Annotated in this window: 11 protein-coding genes and 5 pseudogenes; 5 read left to right on the top strand and 11 right to left on the bottom strand. The window is 57.8% G+C overall.

The annotated features are described in order from the left end of the window. Window positions 1-1,206: 1,206 nt before the first annotated feature. Window positions 1,207-1,407 carry a hypothetical protein gene (locus AC0L3K_RS21280; RefSeq protein WP_473280658.1) on the bottom strand — a complete coding sequence of 67 codons (201 nt, stop codon included), beginning with the start codon at window positions 1,405-1,407 and terminating at the stop codon, window positions 1,207-1,209. A 178-nt stretch (window positions 1,408-1,585) separates the two neighbouring features. On the opposite strand from AC0L3K_RS21280, the gene AC0L3K_RS21275 reads away from it, so the two are divergent. Then, entirely contained in the window at window positions 1,586-3,100 is a 1,515-nt protein-coding gene (locus tag AC0L3K_RS21275; RefSeq protein ID WP_473366844.1) for a DUF2235 domain-containing protein, read from the top strand. A gap of 379 nt (window positions 3,101-3,479) precedes the next feature. On the opposite strand, the gene AC0L3K_RS21270 is transcribed toward AC0L3K_RS21275, so the two are convergent. Both AC0L3K_RS21270 and AC0L3K_RS21265 read right to left on the bottom strand, forming a co-directional pair. Next, window positions 3,480-3,626: a hypothetical protein gene (locus tag AC0L3K_RS21270; protein WP_473357599.1), complete on the bottom strand. Its 147-nt coding sequence runs from the start codon at window positions 3,624-3,626 to the stop codon at window positions 3,480-3,482. Between the two features lie 1,165 nt (window positions 3,627-4,791). Beyond that, window positions 4,792-5,430 carry a hypothetical protein gene (locus tag AC0L3K_RS21265; RefSeq protein ID WP_473366843.1) on the bottom strand — a complete coding sequence of 213 codons (639 nt, stop codon included), beginning with the start codon at window positions 5,428-5,430 and terminating at the stop codon, window positions 4,792-4,794. Window positions 5,431-5,512: 82 nt separating this feature from the next. Here AC0L3K_RS21265 and AC0L3K_RS21260 point away from each other — a divergent pair. The 3 genes and pseudogenes from AC0L3K_RS21260 to AC0L3K_RS21250 all read left to right on the top strand — a co-directional run bounded on the left by AC0L3K_RS21260 (window position 5,513) and on the right by AC0L3K_RS21250 (window position 7,983). Continuing rightward, window positions 5,513-5,746 (top strand): annotated as a pseudogene (locus tag AC0L3K_RS21260) (helix-turn-helix domain-containing protein). A gap of 1,122 nt (window positions 5,747-6,868) precedes the next feature. Further along, window positions 6,869-7,126 carry a hypothetical protein gene (locus AC0L3K_RS21255; protein ID WP_473357602.1) on the top strand — a complete coding sequence of 86 codons (258 nt, stop codon included), beginning with the start codon at window positions 6,869-6,871 and terminating at the stop codon, window positions 7,124-7,126. A gap of 38 nt (window positions 7,127-7,164) precedes the next feature. Continuing rightward, a complete protein-coding gene (locus AC0L3K_RS21250; protein WP_473366842.1) occupies window positions 7,165-7,983 on the top strand; it encodes a nodulate formation efficiency C protein in 819 nt (272 codons plus the stop codon). A 1,286-nt stretch (window positions 7,984-9,269) separates the two neighbouring features. Here the strand turns inward: AC0L3K_RS21250 and AC0L3K_RS21245 are convergent. The 3 pseudogenes from AC0L3K_RS21245 to AC0L3K_RS21235 form a co-directional block, all read right to left on the bottom strand. Continuing rightward, window positions 9,270-9,896: pseudogene (locus AC0L3K_RS21245) on the bottom strand (ABC transporter ATP-binding protein); the annotation flags it as partial. A 55-nt stretch (window positions 9,897-9,951) separates the two neighbouring features. Beyond that, a pseudogene (locus AC0L3K_RS21240) lies at window positions 9,952-10,707 on the bottom strand (ABC transporter substrate-binding protein); the annotation flags it as partial. 89 nt (window positions 10,708-10,796) lie between these two features. Beyond that, window positions 10,797-11,707, bottom strand: a pseudogene (locus tag AC0L3K_RS21235) (TauD/TfdA dioxygenase family protein). A 211-nt stretch (window positions 11,708-11,918) separates the two neighbouring features. Here AC0L3K_RS21235 and AC0L3K_RS21230 point away from each other — a divergent pair. After that, window positions 11,919-13,253: pseudogene (locus AC0L3K_RS21230) on the top strand (LLM class flavin-dependent oxidoreductase). 25 nt (window positions 13,254-13,278) lie between these two features. On the opposite strand, the gene AC0L3K_RS21225 reads toward AC0L3K_RS21230, so the two are convergent. From AC0L3K_RS21225 to dctA, 5 genes are all read right to left on the bottom strand, one after another. Further along, complete coding sequence (locus tag AC0L3K_RS21225) at window positions 13,279-13,554, bottom strand: hypothetical protein (RefSeq protein ID WP_219684664.1); 276 nt, start codon at window positions 13,552-13,554, stop codon at window positions 13,279-13,281. Window positions 13,555-13,981: 427 nt separating this feature from the next. Continuing rightward, window positions 13,982-14,308 (bottom strand): PilZ domain-containing protein, encoded by a 327-nt coding sequence (locus AC0L3K_RS21220; protein WP_473366857.1) that lies wholly within the window; start codon window positions 14,306-14,308, stop codon window positions 13,982-13,984. Window positions 14,309-15,201: 893 nt separating this feature from the next. Next, window positions 15,202-15,612, bottom strand: coding sequence for a hypothetical protein (locus tag AC0L3K_RS21215; protein ID WP_473297091.1), 411 nt, complete (start codon window positions 15,610-15,612; stop codon window positions 15,202-15,204). A 636-nt stretch (window positions 15,613-16,248) separates the two neighbouring features. Beyond that, window positions 16,249-16,473, bottom strand: coding sequence for an FCD domain-containing protein (locus AC0L3K_RS21210; protein WP_283843483.1), 225 nt, complete (start codon window positions 16,471-16,473; stop codon window positions 16,249-16,251). Window positions 16,474-16,759: 286 nt separating this feature from the next. Beyond that, the gene (gene dctA / locus AC0L3K_RS21205) at window positions 16,760-18,073 is read right to left on the bottom strand and encodes a C4-dicarboxylate transporter DctA (RefSeq protein ID WP_219684672.1); all 1,314 of its coding nucleotides are present in this window, start codon (window positions 18,071-18,073) and stop codon (window positions 16,760-16,762) included. Between the last annotated feature and the right edge of the window lie 327 nt (window positions 18,074-18,400).

Below are 18,400 nucleotides of genomic sequence, written 5' to 3'. Positions count from 1 at the left end.
GATTCGCGGGCCAATCTTGCCCGCCGTCAGGCAGAAACTCCACTTATCGCCCTGTTCAGATTTCCGGAGCCGGCTCTCACCAAGGTCGATCATCAGACGGTCCAGATAGGATAGTCGGGCGCTCGCTAAAAAGCCGCTCATTGTATCGGACGGATTCCGCACGGTCGTAATATGGACCGGGCCAACGATCTGACCGCCTTGACCACCTGCTCGGACGGCCTCGCGAAAGAGAACGCAGGCTCTTCGGCGTCGGGGCAATTCGTTTGCCGTCATATTCGACTTCAATCTTGCTGTCCGGCTTTGTAATTGACTTCAATTGGTTGGCGGAAACCCAGCCACGATAAATGTTGCTTCTATCGTTGCCGCGCACCCCGATCTAAGCCGGTCAGTTCGCATGCATCGTCAATCGTGCAGGTAAGCCGTTGGGCGAATGGCATCGTGCTCGGCTCTGCGGCTTTCGGATCGGATAGACTGACTTGTGAAGGTTGTCCGCCAGTTTTCCCTCGTCGATTGTATCTCACGTGCTGCCCTCCTATTCGCACAAAGCTCGACAGGACAAAGTTGATTGTGCGACGAGCAACGTCAACGCGAACATCCGAGGGCGCTCGCGTACGATAGCGCACGACAGCGGCGGCTTGAATATTTCCGGACACCAGGGCGACGAGGAAATTTTTGCGAATGCGCCAGCCACAGTGGGGCATCGCGCCGAGGCGGATCTGCCAATATCGGGAGCAAATTTCGCAAACGTTCGCTGCTGTTCACCAGCGTCTTATTCAACCATTATTCAACGAACGCGGCTGGTGGCTAGCTAAGTGCCTGAGTTTGCTGGCGCTCCCTAGGGGAATCGAACCCCTGTTTCAGCCTTGAGAGGGACAACGGTCTGGTTGCTGGTTGGAGGGGTGCCGCACACATCGGGAAACCGTTCGCCCTTAATTTTCGACTAGACCAGCCTCTTTTACCCCGCGGCTTTGAAGGCGCCATTACGTCGCACGCTTGAACGCCGCGTAATAGCTCGCCACTAGATGGGCTTCTTTTCTGCTCAGTCTTCCAGGATATTGCTCCGGTCAACCGCCAATTGCGGTTGCCCAGCTGAAATCGTAGTGAGCGCTCAACAACTTCATTGCAACAACAGCGACGAGAACGCAGATGATTTGCAACAACGTTCTGGTCGAGAAAACTCTATTGACGAGCGCCATAATGCCGCCTTTAGCGCTGGTGACCGAGTCGGATTCCAAGCTTGAGGGCCTTTTGGCGGAGTGAGCCTTCGGAGCGCTTTGTGAGCTTCGCGATTTTTGCAACGGGCGTCTTTGCTTTCGAATGAGCACGCAGCTCTTTCACGTCAGCCTTCGTGTATTCACGGCGCGCAGTTTTCTTCTTTGTAGCCGTCTTCTTTGCGTTCTTCGCCACTTTAAGCTCCTCGATTTGAGAGTGGCCGTACTAGCACAGCCGCATTGAGGGGCAACTCTCGATCAGTTGACTCTGAACCCTGGTCCGGGCGCGCTGTCCGCAAGTGGGCCAGCTCACAGTTGGGCTTACGCAATCTGTGATAGATTGGCTTTTTGCGCACTTTTGGGGGATGGTGTGAATGCCGAAGAACATTGTGATCTTTTCCGACGGCACAGGTCAGGCCGGCGGCATCAATTTCGACGAAGCGCGGACAAACGTTTACAAGCTCTACCGCGCCTGCCGCGTCGGCCCGGACACGAAGGTCGAACCATCCGAACAGGTCGCCTTCTACGATGCCGGTCTCGGTTCTGCGTCTGATGGCGGTCATTTCAAGATTGGCTGGATGCGATGGCTGTACAATCTCGCCAGCATGGCGACGGGCCTGGGGATCACTCGGAACATTGTCGATTGCTACGCCGCTATCATCGCCCTGTATGAGGAAGGCGATCGGATCTTCCTGATCGGTTTCAGCCGGGGCGCCTACACGGTCCGATCGGTTGCAGGGGTCATGACGCATTGCGGCGTCCCGCGCCATATGCCCGATGGCTCGCCCTTGCGCCGCGATCCAAAGAGCATCCACAAGCTGGCCGAGCATGCGGTCAAGGATGTCTATCAATTTTGTCCATCCTACTCGCGCAAGATTCTTGGATACCGGCGGTTCCTGCTGGAGACTCGAGATGCAATCGCTGCACGATTTAGACGGCAGTACGGCAGTACAACCACCGTCAACGGCGCCGAGTACGCGAACGTCTTTCCCTACTTCATCGGCGTGTTCGATACTGTCGCCGCCCTCGGGCATAAATATCTGGGCGCGGCGCTCGTGACCTCGGGCATTGCGCTACTGATCGGGTTGCACTGGCTCGGTGGCTTCCTTCAGCCCGTCTTTCCATGGGCCGGATGGGTGGCCTGGATCCTGAGCTACCTCGGCATCGTCACAGCGCTGATTGCTTTTCTCATGAACTATCTGAAGATCGCGCCATCCTTGCCCGACTATGGATTCTGGAAGCGCCTCCAGACCGTGCATTTCGCTCCGCCGAAGCACAAATTCTACGACACGACCCTCAATCCCAACGTGGGCTACGCGAAACATGCGATCTCGATCGACGAGAACCGCGCCGATTTCAAGCGCGTCACCTGGTCGCCCACGGCCGAGAAGCAGGACAAACGAGACGTGCACGACAATCTTTTCTTCGAACAGGTCTGGTTTTCGGGCGTGCACGCCGATGTCGGCGGCGGCTATCTCGAGAACGAGGCTCGGCTATCAGACGTCGCGCTCAACTGGTTGCTCGCCGGAGCTTCGCTCATCCCTGGCGGCCTGAAACACGACGGCAGTGTGCTACGGCTGTCGCCCAATCCCGCGGGTCCCCAGCACAATGAGCAGGCGGGAGGCTTCCTCAAGGCCGGGGTTCGTGATCTGCCGATCTACCCGGAGACGGAAGAATCGAGATCACCGACGCACAAATCTGTCTATCGGCGTTTCGAGGCAGCGTCCGTGCTTCTCTACGATCGCATGGCGGTCTACCGCCCGGACAACATGAGGGTCCACGTCGACTTCAAGCATTACTTCGATGGGAGCGGGGCGCAGCTGCCCGAATGCATCGCCGATGACATTGAACAGAAGTGGGAAGATGCCGGCCGTGTCGGGCGGCTCTGACCCAGATACAACATTCAGGAAGCGGTTTTGTCGGGCGGCCTTCGAGACGCCTTTGGCCTCCGCGAAGACGAGGAGAGCACATCACAATGCCGAGAGTGCATGCGCCACCCGGCCGTTAAAAACACCGTTTGAAAAACCGTTTTAGTTTGGCGCTCTCAAACGGTTTCTCTGGCTAAGGTCTTGATTTATTTGGTGGGCGCACCAGGGCTCGAACCTGGGACCCGCTGATTAAGAGTTCTCTGCGCGCTGAGCATTATCAATGACTTGCTGGTCGCACGCCATTTTTTCAGGCCGTAAATGGACAGTCGTCGGACGATCACAACGGTGCGCTGCGTATTATGGGAGTGTCTGAAACCTTGCGTCGGGGCCACCGGCGACTTCAGCCCACCGGCCGGGGCAAGCCGAGCGAATCGCGCAAGGTCGAGCCGTCGTACTCAGTGCGGAACAGCCCTCGATGTTGCAGCTCCGGCACGAGGCCGTGGACCAGCTCCTCCAAGCCGCCTGGAAGATATGGGACCTGCAACATGAATCCGTCGCAAGCACCCGCCTCGAACCACTCCTGCATGCGATCAGCCACCGTGCTGGGCGTGCCGGCGAAGCCGCTGGTGGTTCTCCCCGCGCCGTAGCGCTGGCGTGATGGCAGACCTCAAGTGCGACATGGCTAATCGACTGTGATCCCGATGACATCCTTTTCCCGCCCGGAACAAAAACAAGAAAAGTGGAGGTCCTACACATTCGTCCTCGGCTTACCGAGGAAATAATTCCATCGCTCCAACCTCGCGAGTCCGAATACACAGTCTGGGACTGCGATATCCCTGGACTGAGGCTCCGGATCAGACCATCCGCTCACAAGAGCTTCATTCTCTTGTACCGCGTGGAGGCTCATTCGAAGCTGAAGAAGATCACCATCGGCAAAGCGGGAGGGGGCGCGACAAATGGCTGAGAAGCTTTTGTCACATGAACGGCTGAACCGCCTGCGGGTAAAGATCTCAAGGAAGTACCGATCTCTAGACGATGAATATGATGAACCATAAATCTGTATCGAGCTACTTCCCGAGTTTTTATCTCCAAATTGGTTTGACCAAAAAGCCCGTCTTGGACAACTTCCCTATTGTTACCCCAGTCGGGTCGAGCAAAGCGGTCAGCCTTCAATGAGCGGACGAAGTACCGAGCCGGCAACGAATCCGATGGACCGTTGTTGAGGCCGGATTTGGATTTCTGCTAGCGACTCAGTATGAGGGTGTTGTGAATACCGACGTTGTCGAAGAACTTCAGCATTCAACCCTGAAGCTGTCTCCTCCTGCTGGGGCCGTGAAGCACTTCAGGCGTAACACAAGACGAGCACCCGGTCCCCCCCCCCCAAAAATAGCACCATCGTCAGCCAAATGAAAAAATACCAGTCAACGTAAAGAATACGCGAAAAACCAAGATAATGACTAAGCTAAATGAACCTGCAATCTAACGATACAGTTTCTTACGCTAGAACGTGACGGCTCTCGGGCTAACTTAACTTTCAGTCCGAGAGTTCTATCATTCTATCCTACCAGATTAAGACAAGAAACGTTTCGTGACAGCGGCGGCGTGAGCGCAGATTTGCTCGTCAGGGCTCGCCTTCCATGACGCCAACAGCTCGGCATACGAGCAAGAACAAAAGGACACCTCGTCATCAGCCACCAGTTGCGAGAATGACTCTATCTCACCACGTGCTGCATTCGATCTTCCTGCGACACTAACTTACCGTCAGGCCAGTGCTCCGGTTCGGCATATAGATAGAACAAGACAGGCCGCTTTCCCTTCCAAATATCCTGCAGCGCGGTCCGAAGGGCGAAGGCATGCTTGACGAGCTGCGCAACGTCCAGTCGCGAGTATCTCTTACCGCCGTCGCGCAAGTCATCCCTGCATCGTTGGTATCTGCCCATCTTATCACCCCAGACTGGACGCCAATAAGCGTCAGACATTTCGGCCTCGCCTCTCGGGCGGAACGGTTCGTAGCGCTTGGACTCGACACCAATCAAAGCTCCCCCGGTAGCAATCAAAACATCGAGACACGGATGCCTACCGCCGGCCCACGGAAATCGCACGATCGATTCGAGGGCTACCGATGAAGCCGGCCACTCGCAATCCGACGTGCCGGGGAGCGCGGGCAAATTCTCTGGCTCGGATAGGAACAAGCCAAACACGTTAGCCACCAGTGCGGCAGACGACTCAGGACTGGCAAACTTTCCGCTCGCAATCTCATTGCCGGGCGCATTGCGATAGGCGGCTTCAATCAGCTCAACTGGCAATCCAGGAAGAAAGTGATCGGCGCTCGTGCAAAAACCTCCGGTCAATGAAAGCCGGAGATTATCTGCTTTTAAGATAATCTGGAAACCAGATTAATTCCTACGCTCGCTATCTATTGGCAGGGCGAAAGTGCGAAGATCACTGGGATCAGCTCGACATAAGGCGCTCGTCGACCTGCTCATCGTAAAGCGGGAGGCAGCAGGCCTGACACAGGCAGATTTGGCTGCTCAGCTAGGTGAGTACCAGTCGTTTGTGGCCAGACTCGAAAGCGGGTAACGCCGTATCGACGTCGTGGAGTTTCTTGAGATTGCCGAGGTGCTCGGATTCGACCCCATCAAGGCGGCGCTGAAAAAGCTATCCTGACCGACCAGGCGGCCGTTCCGCAATCGATCTTTGCGGCCTCCCTTTTTGTCCTAGGGTAACGCCTTCAGCGCACTTCGTTCCTCCTCATTCGGATTAAGCTCCACATTTTCGGGCCGGGCTATGTGAACGGCAATTCGTTTCCGCCCTCCGGCCTTCTATGGGCGTACAGTCGCAGCGTGCTCAGTTGGCGGCGCCGATCTTGCGGAATGGCTCGTGCGGGTGCGCTCGCTTTCGACTGGCCTCGCGAGTCCAAAGACGAATACGACAGCGCGCAACGCGAAGTCAGATCACGCGCGACGTGGAGTATGGGCGGGCAGTTACGTTGTGCCTTGGGTGTATCGGGCTTGCGTCAAGCAAGGCGGCAAGCCGGACAGCTGTTCGGACGATGCGAACGCGCATCCTTGAGAGACTGCCAGCTCGGTTCTATCGTGCGCAGATCAACAGGAACGGCAGGAGGAAGCGTGGCTGATCCATTCACAATTCGCATTTTCGTTCAGACGGCAATCCCGAGGGTTTGCGTATCATCGACCGGATGAACTGGACTGGACTCGGCATCGCATTCCCACGCGAAGATTGGCCAAAGATCAAAACCCGGGCCGACTTTTCGCGCTCTGGAGTTTATATCCTGATTGGTCGCGTTACGGACGACGATTTGCCAACAATTTACATCGGTCAGGGTGATGTCGTTCGCAACCGAATTGACAGCCATTATGCCAGCAAGGACTTCTGGGGTTCGGTGGCAGTTTTCGAATCCAACGCGACTGGTGGCCTAAATCGCGCTCACGCGACATGGTTGGAATATGCGCTGATCCAGCGTGCCCAGCAAATTGACCAAAGCCATCTCGAAAATGGCGTGGAGCCGCAGGCACCGCAGCTTTCCGAAGCGGAGCGCGCCGACACTCAAGCATTCCTGCGGGAGATGCTCCAAATCCTGCCTCTGATCGGCTTGACTTGTTTCGAACAGCCGAAGGCCGTCGCCCTGCCGAAGGCGCATGCAGATAGTGCGGCTGCACCGCCCGTTGCTAATGAACTGATACGATCATCGTACCGGCTCAACAGGAGGGTTTTGAGAAGGTCTTCGTTGGCCAGAATGCCTGGTATGCAATTCGCATCTCGGGCGGGATGCTGCAAAAGATCAAATACATCGCCGCCTATCAAGCGCAGCCTGTGTCAGCCATCACGCATCTTGCGCCTGTCGAGCGGATCGAACCTTACGGCGAAAATGGAAAGTACAAGCTGGTATGTTCCGAGCCCGCAAAGCCAATCGGGCCGATTCCGTTCGGGAGTGCACAATCGGGAGCGATGCAGGGGCCGCGCTATACGACGAGGGCAAAGCTGCTTTCCGCGAAGTCAATCAGCGATATTACAGCAAAAGACTAGCGTGCCGTCTGTTGCGCAGATTTCGGGGAGAAGAATTAGTGCCGCAGTTCATCTTAATTCTTGCTGTTCTAGCGTTGATGATTGTCAACGCTCGTGCAGACGACAACGCCCTCATTGATAAGGTGAAGTCAAGTTGGCGAGCGCAAAGCGGCGAGACCGCCGAACAAATCTTCGCCAAGGTCTCGAAGGTAGCGCACTTCGTTCCGAGGGGATGGGAGGTCGGTCAAAAGACTGACACGAGCGAACCGGTTTTCGTTTCGTGGGTCAAACACCGCCAAGATAAGACGGACGACGAATATACTACCGGTTGGGATGTTGCATCGGACGGCAAAATGACGCTAGGGCCGCCGTACGCTAAGCCGATGGAACTGGGCTGGCAGGCATTCGCGCTTTCGCTCATCGCTGACGAAGCAACAAACGACGAAAAGGGCGTGAACCTTCGCTTTCTGCATGATCTCGCTAACTTCAACTTCGTGGCTACTGCCCAAGGCAAGCTTGGCGACCTACTGCGGCAAGGCCGTTGCGCAATCGGCGATCCGGTTGGGGTGGACTACTTGCCGAAGTTAGATGAGAAGCAGACCGCGAAGGGTGACCTGTGGCGCGTTCAGATTTCAGTCGAATGTAAGATTCCGGGGCCTGCCTATTTCACCCGTGATGGAATCATCGTTTTCGAGAAACGCGAAGGGCAAGATTGGGAGCCGCAATCGTTCTTTGCGAAGCGCATCGCGACGAATGCTCCCGGGTCTTGGTTTGATCGTGCTGACCCGAAAGAGCAGGAGATATTCGAGGCTGGCCGAAAGGCTCTACAGGGCGCTGGCATTCCGACGCGCGGGGTGCAATCACCCTTTCAAAGATAGTAGATGGCTTCACCGATATTCAAGCGGTAGCTTCGAGACGGCTCGACGGAGCATGATTTCGATGCACCGAACGCAGATAGACTCGCCGTTCCCGGCCGGTGGGTCAATGACGGTCAACTCTTCTGGCGCGAACTCTTCGTCGCAGTGATCGCAGTGGACGCTTTCGTGCATGCTGCATTGCCTAGGCGAGCGTGGGCGGGAAAGAAAGCAGGCGCGCGCAGTGGTGCGAGCCTGTGTGCTTGCGTGCCCGAACAGTTTGACAGCTTCATGGCGTGCAGGCTGAAGCTTCGGCTGTTCCCGGCTTTCACCCGAACATGGGCAGTAGCGCAGTCTCGATTGCTAACACGGCTTCGTGCGTCTCTTCGAACATATGCCAGCGCGCGTACATATACTCTGTTCGTCATCGTTTCTGCTGATGACACGATTTCGAGCCCAGTGAAGCTGAACGTACAAGCGTGTCTGGTGCCGTAATCCTTCGCAAGGCGGCTTTTCAATCCCGCTCCTCGACCGCGGCAACACACGGACCTTCTCTCCTGACTTCCTGGTCTGGCTCGACAAGGTCGTCTTCGCGCTCGATACTAAAGGCGATCATCTGATCACCGAAGACGCGGGCAGAAAGCTTTTCGACATCGAGCCCATAGAGGACGGCCTCCTTCTCGTCATCCGGCTCATTACGAGGGGCGAATGGACCATCGCGTCGACAGGTGAATTCAGCAAGAAGTCCGGCTCGACCGGCTCACACCGTCTGGCGATTGCGCAATGGCCGCATTCAGCCCACCCATACGGAGACGATCGCGGAAGCAATCGAGGCGTGCCTGCAGAAATAGCGCAGTTCGGACGCAAGTAACGGTAGCCGACCAAATCCGCGTGTGCGACTCTCCGCACATGACACTTGGCACGCAGTTCGCCATTCGTAATATCTACCGGGCCTAGATGTGCTGCGAACCGCTCCGTCGTCGCTGAACCAGACATCATCCTATTGAGCCGTGCAAGTTCGACCTCTGTATGTGGCGCGAAACTGCGTGCCTTCGGGAAAAAGAAGTGCCTTTGAAAATGGCTCCTCCCCTCACCCTTCCTGCGCCGGAGCGTTGGTGAGCGTCCTGCACACATGAAAGGGTAGTGGCTTCCTGTCTTTTAGAATATCAGATACTCCCCACAGCATACCTTCGAAACTCAATGAAATGGTTTTACCCAGGGCTTACCCCGACCGTACAATTGAAGCGCCTTCGACATAGCCTTTAGAAATTATAGCATTTTTCGGACGTAACGGCGCCGCAAACGACATCTGGAATGTCGAACACCTGCTTGATCCGGCCCGGGCGTGACGTCATCACCGCCACCCGCTGGCCCAGCACGATCGCCTCATCGATACCGTGGGTGATGAAGACGATTGTCTTGCCGGTGGCACGCCAGATCCGGAGCAATTCTCCTTGCAGCGTCTCGCGGGTCTGGGCGTCGAGCGCGGCGAACGGCTCGTCCATCAGCAGCACCTCGGGATCGTAGGCGAGGCTTCGCGCGATCGCGACACGCTGCTTCATGCCGCCGGAGAGTTCATGCGGATAGCGGTCGGCAAAGCCGGACAACCCGACCAGGTCGAGGAAATGCCGCGCGACGTCGAGCCGCTGCTTGGCCTTGAGCCCGGCGATATCAAGGCCGAACTCGACATTCTGTTCGGCGGTGCGCCAAGGAAACAGCGCATACTGCTGGAACACGATGCCGCGGTCGCGACCGGGTCCTGCAATCGGCCGCCCATCGAGCAGAATACGGCCGCTGGTCGGCAGCGTGAGCCCGCCCAGCAGATCGAGCAAGGTGGATTTCCCGCAGCCGCTTGGGCCAACTAGGGCGAGGAATTCGCCGGAGCGAACATCCAGCGTGATGTCCTCCAGAGCGGTGAGGTGACGGCCTGGTCCGCCGCCCGTTGCGCTTGCGCTCGGCGATGATCTTGTCGAACCGGGCCCGGACCTCTTCCGGCGGTGTGGTCTGGGCCCATTCGATGGCCCGCGAAATCCCCTCCACCAGCTTGCGCGAGGCATTGGGATTATCCTCGATGAATTTGTCTCGCAGCACGTAGGCACCGCCGGTGAACTGGCCGAACAGATCGGTGTCATTGAAAAGCGAGCGGATGCCTCCACGCTCGAGGGCTTTGTCGCGCAAGACGCCGCTTAGCGCACTCACCTCGACCTGGCCCTGGCGCAACGCTTGCTCGCTGCTCACCGGTGGGATCGCCACCAGGGTGACCTGCTTGGCCTCGCTCGCGCTGATGCCGGACCTAGCCAGGTACTCGCGCAATACGAATTCCAAATGTGCGCCCAGCGTGTTGACCGCCACCTTCTTGCCAATCAGGTCGCGCGCGGTCTTGATCGGGCTGTCGTCCTTCACGAAGGAGCCATAGTAGGTATTGGCATCGGAGCCGTAATAGCCGACCACCGCCTTGACCGGGGCCTTCGCCGCGATCAGCTTGAGGATCGCCCCATAGAACGCGCCGCCGATGTCGATATCGCCGGTGACGACGGTCTGGATGTCCTGCGGCCCGCTGATGGTATTGCCGACCCATTTGAGCTTGAGCGGCGCGAGATAACCAAGGTCCTCGGCCAGCTCGATAAACGTCACCTGCCCGGCCGATCCCTGGTAGCGGATCTCGGTCTTCTCGAGCGGCGGCTCGGCGAATGCCGGGGCCGTGAGGCCGAGCGCCACGGCGCCGGCCAACAAAACCCGCAACGTCATGCGGGTGGCACGTCCCAACCGGGCGCGCCTTGCGCGAAGCAATCGAAGTATAGCGTTCATCATTGCGAACTCTCCTGAGCGAATCCGGATCAAGCGGCTTTGGCGGTCTGGGGCTTGGATGTCTTGACGCGCATCACGCTGCGGCGACCATCGACGCTGAGCGGTACATCGCCATCGATGGTGACGCGGCGCACAACGCGGTGCTGGTCGCCATAGTCGTTGACCGCGTAATGTTGCGTGGCGCGATTGTCCCAGATCGCAACGTCGCCGGCCTCCCAGTTCCAGCGTACGGTGTTTTCCGGCGCCGTGATATGCGACTGAAACAGCTCGAACAGCTTCTGGCCATCATACTTCGGCAGCCCAATGAAACGCTGGACGAAATTGCCGAGCACGAGGGTCCGTTCGCCGGTCTCGGGATGGACACGCACCACCGGATGCTCGGCTTCGTAGATCGTTCCGGTGAACACCTCGTCGAAGTGCTTCCTATCCGCTTCGGTTGCCTGCGTCTTCACGGCGTAGTCGTACGCATTGCTGTGCACGGCCCAGAGCTCGTCGGCGAGCTTGCGCAACGGTGCCGGCAGGTCGAGATAGGCTGCCGCCGTGTTCGACCACAGCGTGTCGCCGCCATAGGGCGGGATCACCACCCCGCGCAGCACCGGGATCTTGGGATAGGCATCGACGAATGTGACATCGGTATGCCATTGGTCCGCGCGGCCAGCGCCTCGAGCGGAATCCAGCTCCAGGATCGACGACATCCCCTTGATCGCCCCGACCGTCGGATGGGGGACCAGCTCGCCAGGCTGATGGCAAAGCGCTCCTGCTCGGCATCGTCGAGATGTTCCTGGTCACGAAAGAAGATGACCTTATGCTCGAGCAGCACCTGGTTGATGGCACGGACGGCCTCGTTCGAGAGATCGCCCGATAGCGCGCCGAGCCGCGCCGCACGCTTCACGATGTCCGCGCGCGGAATGACGTTGTCGATGATTGTCGTGTTGCTCATGATCGTTTCTCGCGATGCGATCCCCAAGGCAAAGCTCCGCCGATCGCCGGTCGCAAGAGCGACGGCGGAGATAAATCAGGTCATCTCAGGCTGTGGGCCCTATTCGGCCGCAACATGCTCCCGCACACGGCCGGAGCCACAACATCGATCCCAAACCGGATGCAGACGTAGAGTTTCGCTTGCTACAGCTCTCAACATGCGGATCCCAGACATGAGCGAACGAAGGCAGCTTTCTCTCAATTTCTTCATCTATCCTGATAGTCATCATGAGGCTGCCTGGTGTCACAGGGATTCAGCATCCGACAGTATTCTCGACGTCACCTACTATCAGGAGCTGGCGCAGCGCGCCGAGGCGCACAAAAATTCGACGCGGTCTTTGCGATGGCCCGGCGCTGGCGACAATGTCCGTTATGCCCAGCGGTTTCGGCTCGAGCCGATCACCCTGCTCACGGCGATCGCATCGGCTACCAGTCGGATCGGCTTGATCGCGACGGCGTCGACGACCTACACCGAGCCGTACAACCTGGCGAGACTGTTCGCCTCGCTCGATCATATCAGCGGTGGCCGATCCGGTTGGAACATCGTGACGACGAGCTCGCCGCAGGCAGCGCAGAACTTTGGTCTGCCCGAGCATCCTCCGCATCACGAGCGCTACGAGCGGGCGCGGGAGTATCTGGACGTGATCACACGCCCTTGGGACAGCTGGGAGGACGACGCCCTCATCAACGATCCCATCTCTGGAGTGTTTGCCGACACCGGCAAGATCCACGCTATCAACCACGTTGGAAAGCATTTTCGTGTACGTGGGCCGCTGAACATCTCGAGGACGCCCCAGGGACGGCCGGTCTATCTCCAGGCAGGATCGTCCGACGATGGACGTGCAGCACGTTTCGCCGAGGCGATCTTCGCCGCGCATCAGACACTGGCGAGTGCCCAGGATTTTTTACGCCGACATCAAGCGCCAGGCTCGCGCCTTCGATCGCAGCCCGGATCAGATCAAGATCCTGCCCGGCATCAGTCCTTTCATCGGCAGCACGCAGCTCGAGGCCGACCGACTGCAGGAAGAATTCAACGACCTGATCCAGCCAGAATATTCGCTGACCCAGCTGCGTCAGATGCTCGGTCTCGACCTTTCAGGGTTTGACCTCGACGATCCCTTTCCCCGTCATTTGATCGATACCGGCAGCGCGCACGGCGTCGCCAGCCGCTTCAAGCTGGTGATCGATATCGTCGATCGCGAGAAGCCGACCCTTCGTCAACTGGTGCAACGAGTGGCCGGTGCGCGCGGTCATTGGGTGATTGCTGGTCCGCCGGAAAAGATCGCCGATAACATCCAAACCTGGTTCGAGAACGGCGCGGCCGATGGTTTCAACGTCATGCCGCCTTGTCTACCGGTGGATTCGACATCTTCGCCGAGCAGGTCGTGCCGATCCTGCGCAAGCGCGGTCTATTCCGGCACGACTACGCAGGCAAAACGCTGCGCGATCACTACGGCTTGGACCGGCCAGCAAGCGTTTTCTCCGATTCCATTCAGGCCATCGCGTAGCTTGCCGGACCTCCTCTCATGTCCTTCAGCGCCGGCTTTCTCGAACTCTCGGGTCGATTGTAGCGGATCGACCTAACGCCTTCGCGGGATCTAATGTCGCAGAGATATTGCGAAATCGCGCATCGGCTTCTTGCGCCACAGCGGAATCGATCTTCATTCTTCGACAGTCGAATTTGCGAACACCTCCAACGCGCGTTTCCAGCCGAAGCAGGTTCTCCTGATTGCGGTCACCCTTGCGGGCCTTGTCAAGCTTGTGCTTGTCGATCGCCTGCGGGATCCGAACCGCGGTGTAGTACGCCAATTCACCACCCTTTCGCGTCCGCCGTGATCGCGAGAATAATGGCATTCGGGAAGCGAACGTCGCTCCCGGCCAGATACTCAGCGATCGCCTTTAAGTGGGCCCTGATCTCCGATCTCTGAGATCCTTCGATGTGGCAGCCGGCCGAATGCCTGATGCGGGCAATATTGCACCGAGACGGGATGATGATGGCGGCCAGCATTCGGCCTGCAAAATTTGCAGGCCGATTGACTCTCTCCGGACCTGTCGCAGCTCATGAACACGTGAAAGCATGTCCTCCTAAGGCATGAAAACACGCGATCGGCAGCGCGAACCCGCCGCGGGCGCCCGCCTACCCAGTGCGAGGGCGCAACGGGCCACCGAGCCTCGTTGGGGTAAACCCGCTGATCGATCGCGATGGCGCGACACGTCGGAATATTGATTCCTTCGCTTAGTCTGACCCTGGCGTTGGAAACGTCCCCCGGAGGGCCGGGGGCCCCCCAACAGTCCACCTTGTCACAAACCGCAGCGCGACTTCCTGCCCGTTCAGTCGAACCAGTTCGCAACGCCGGAATGCCAGCCCCGTCGTGGACAGCAATAGGAAAAACCGACGCGATTGCAGGACATCCGTCGGCCCACTTATTCGCAGTATCGCGCCAGTTTCAGAAACATCGATGAATACGCAATCGCGCCACCATGTTCCATCAGCCCCCAAGAGAGTGGCTCTGTGCTCATGTTCAAATTGAACACGCCTCGCCTTCCGCTTATCCCAGTTCATACGCTCACGCTGTTCAACAACAGCTTCAATAGCCATTTAAGAAATTAGACAAAAATACTTCGGCTCAGAGCGAGGGCTTCTACAGAGACACAGTCCGTCAGCAGCGGGTAACCAGCTTGAGACCGCGCCGACAAGATCGGCCTTTAGCTGAATGCAGAGATATCGAATTGAGCAGAGTGAATCCCCGCTGCGGTGAAGGCAAATGACTTTACATAACCGCCTCGAACTTGAGAGCGCTAATTGCTGCCAAGTACGTTGGCTGAACCGAGATTGTCCTTCAAATTGACCGCATAATTACTGCTGTTTCAGCGCAAGAGCGCAATTTGTCAGCGGATTTGCCGAACCGCCCGCCGTTTTGCGGCGGCAACAAAGGATTTCGCGTCTGAGACAGAGAGCGAGAGCCAAGCGGCCCGCGCTTTCCTGATCGCTGCAGGTGGTTGGACCCGCCACTTGGAGCCGGCCGCGTGATGTATTTGCAGCAGCCAGCGAAGCTGGTGGCGACACGGCTGTTCTCGGCGATGCTGGATGAATACCGCCGCCGCGACCGACGGGGCAGCCGCTCGACGGAAAGGTCCTGACGGCTCCGCCTGCTAGAGTGGCCTCGCAAGGCTGCTTCACACTTGCGATCGGGGCCACGCGTGCGATTTACGGTGTAAGTCAAGGTCTATGCAGTGGGAAAGGCGGAATCAAAGAAATGGGTTAGCGGCCAAGCGGTTGTGAAAGCCTCGCCCGCCCGCCAACAAAAACCGCGCTCTGCTCGCTGCGATTGGCTTTCGGACGACGCTGAGCTCGCACCATCGAAGCGCATTTCCAAGTCGTTTCGGAAACTGCGGGCCGCTCCATTGTGCCCCAAAGCAGCGTGTAAAGCGCACGTTGCGGACCGACAGGAGCTGCTACGCGGCTTTGCTTTGGCCACCCTCGACCACGGTAAACCGGGCGCGCCGATCCGCCGGTGACGCCGGTTGCTCGCTCTGCCCGCCAACTTCCTCTACGTCTGATGGTGATGGATCTACTCGGACGGAGTCCGGCGCGGTCGCTTCCCCCGTCGATTCGATACCCCGCACCGTGGCTCTGGCGCTCTCTTCCATCATCTCAAGCGCAATCGCACCCTTCGCGGTCAACCGCCAGCCGAACGAATATCGCTGCACGAAACCGAGCGAGAAGATGTCCAGCGAAGGAAACGCGGCACCAAGGCGCTTGCTATACTCCGCCCAATCCGAGCCGCAGGTCGCGAGAAATGCGAGGTCGCGCTTAATGTCCGGAAGCCTAGCCAACCCGTTCGGGCAGCTGGCAAGCACCTTCATTATGGACGCTTGGAAATTCACAACCGCAACCCACACCAAACAACAAGGCCATTCTGCCAGCGATGCACTGCCCAAAGCAACCACTTCCAAGTCGCTGTGCGGTTGATCCGGCTGTTTTTAGCTATCGGGTCTGGGGTTTGCCCTGAATTCCCGGCGCCCGAAGGTCGAAGAGCGGTTTCTTCCATTCTCGTGAGCACCCGTCCCAAGGATAACGATTCCTCAGGTTCAACAGGCCGACCGCTGGTCAAGCGCCTCATCGTGCCCAATGGCGATCGCACTCCGAATGGTCGACTATCGATCCCGTTTTCGATTGTTGATCAGGCGTTCAGCCGGATCGGCGCACGCTTTTCTCTGAATGCCGCGGCTCCGTTTGCGGCGTCCTCGATAAGATCAGGGTTCGCAGCAGCTCATCATTTGATGACCGGCGTTGCTCGCGCGACGCCTCGGCAGCGGTCCTTGAATCCCTCTGCAGGCCGCGTCCGCCCCAAGCTCGGCGTCTTGGAGAGTTGGGTGGGCTCGAACCACCAGCCTCCTATTCAAGAGAGAGGGCGCTCCAATTCCGCTTTGGCGATCCAAACTAAGTTCCTAATGAGCTCTTTGTTAGCCGCAAAATGCTCCAGCTCCTGCCGTAACTTGTCAAATGTTCTCAGGCGCATCGCCGCTGTACTGTTTACCAAAGCGATCATCGATATAGCGCCTGAGTGCCGCAGCCGCGTTCAGCATATGGGCGCGCATCCGCCGCGCTGCCGTATCGCGGTCACCCTCCGCAATCACTTGCATGATGGCCTCATGCTCGTCTCGGGAACGGCGAATGCCCGATGTCGCAGTTCGTAAACTGATGGACTGTGACCTTCGCCACAGGGTTCTCCCGCTGCCTGATCCTCGGGTTTTAGTCTACGATGGGTTCGCCATGCATGACCATCACCCGATCGGGCGATCCTGGCTACTACGCCTAGATCATGCGTGATCTAAATGATGCTTATAAGGGAACGGTCGAGCCGGCTCGCTTTCGAAATCGAACGCTTAAGGGGAACCATTGGTCTGTGTGGCACTTTCGAATAAAACAAATGTCTCCACCGGATGGTCGCCTGCTACCAGTCAGAATTGAACGATACGGCTTTGTTGGCCCGCGGCATTCGTCAGCGATCTAGGCTGAGCTCGCACATTTATTTAACTGCGCGTGGAGCGAAACATTATCGAGTTCGCCTTCCCACCAGGACACAAACACCGCGGCAATACCGTTCCCGATGATGTTGGTAAGCGCACGCACCTCGCTCATGAACTTATCGATCGAGAATACGATCGCAATGCCAGGGACAAGTTCAGGACTGACCACAGTCAAGGTCGCGGCCAGGGTGACAAAGCCGGCACCGGTAACACCGCTTGCGCCTTTCGAGGTGAGCATCGCCACAATGAGTATCGTGAGCTGCTGGCCGAAATTGAGATCGACCCCGAGCGCTTGCGCGATGAACAAGGTCGCCAACGTCATGTAAATGTTCGTCCCATCCAAATTGAACGAGTATCCTGTCGGCACCACCAGGCCAACGACCGCCTTCGAACAGCCAAGCCGTTCCAGTTTTTCCATCAACTGCGGCAGCGCGCTTTCGGACGACGATGTTCCGAGCACGATCAGCAGCTCATCCTTGATATACCCGATGAACTTTAGAATAGAAAAGCCTACCAAGCGCGCGATCAGGCCAAGCACAATGATCACGAAGAGCCCGGCTGTCACATAAAACAGGGCAACCAATCCGAGGAGTTTACCGAGCGCGGACGGTCCGAATTCGCCGATAGTGTAGGCCATGGCGCCGAACGCCCCGATTGGCGCTGCCTTCATTACGATCCTGATGACTCCAAACACCGCTTGCGCAGCATCGTCAACCAGACCGCGCATCCGCTCACCCCCCTCCCCAAGCGCCATCAGCGAGAACCCGAATAGGATGGCAAACAGTAGCACCTGGAGCACGTCACCTCGGGCCAAGGCGCCAACTACACTATCCGGAATGATATTGAGGAGGAACTCGACCGTCTTCTGCGCTTCCGCCGTCTTGACGTAGTTGGCTACGGCCGCGGCATCCCCCTTGGGAGCGAGCCCATGACCGACCTGAGCGAGATTGCCCATCACAAGACCCAGGATGAGCGCGAAGGTTGATACGATCTCGAAGTAAAGTAGCGCTTTGACGCCGACTCGGCCGACCTTTCGTGCATCCTGAACATGCGAAATTCCGGAGACAACAGTGCAGAAGATGATCGGCGCGATCACCATCTTGATCAGCTTGATGAACCCATCACCAAGCGCTTTGACCCAGCTACTCGTCCCCACAGCGGGCCATAGCCAGCCAACGAGAATGCCAATCAGGATCGCTATGAGTACCTGGACGTAAAGCACTTTGTACCAGGGCCCAGATTTCCGGAACAGGGCGGCGGCTTTGGCAGAGCGGCGCTGGCGCTGATTGTACATCATGCTCGACCCGGCGCCGTGCTCGCAAAGAGGCTCATTGAAGGTACAGCTTCGCTCAGTGTTCCTTCACCGGAGGGCGCAGGGGAATCTGACGGCTCCGAACAGCACAGTCCAGAGCCACGGACTGGCGCCTCTCCCGAATCGGCTTGCCGTCCAAGCGGAACGAAGTCCTGAACCGCTTCCAACAGCAACGATAGAAACTTGAGAAAGCTTCCTTGAGAGCTAGAAAGCATCAGCGTCACCACCCATTTCTATCTTTTTAGTTGTTCGAAGATGCCATCCAGCATCTTCTAGGACGTCAATCTTAGCAGCCGCCAACCATCTTCA

The sequence above is a fragment of the Bradyrhizobium sp. MI1.10 genome, from assembly GCF_055811035.1.
The sequence above is the reverse complement of the archived record's forward strand: the minus strand, read 5'-3'. Positions and strand labels throughout refer to the sequence as shown.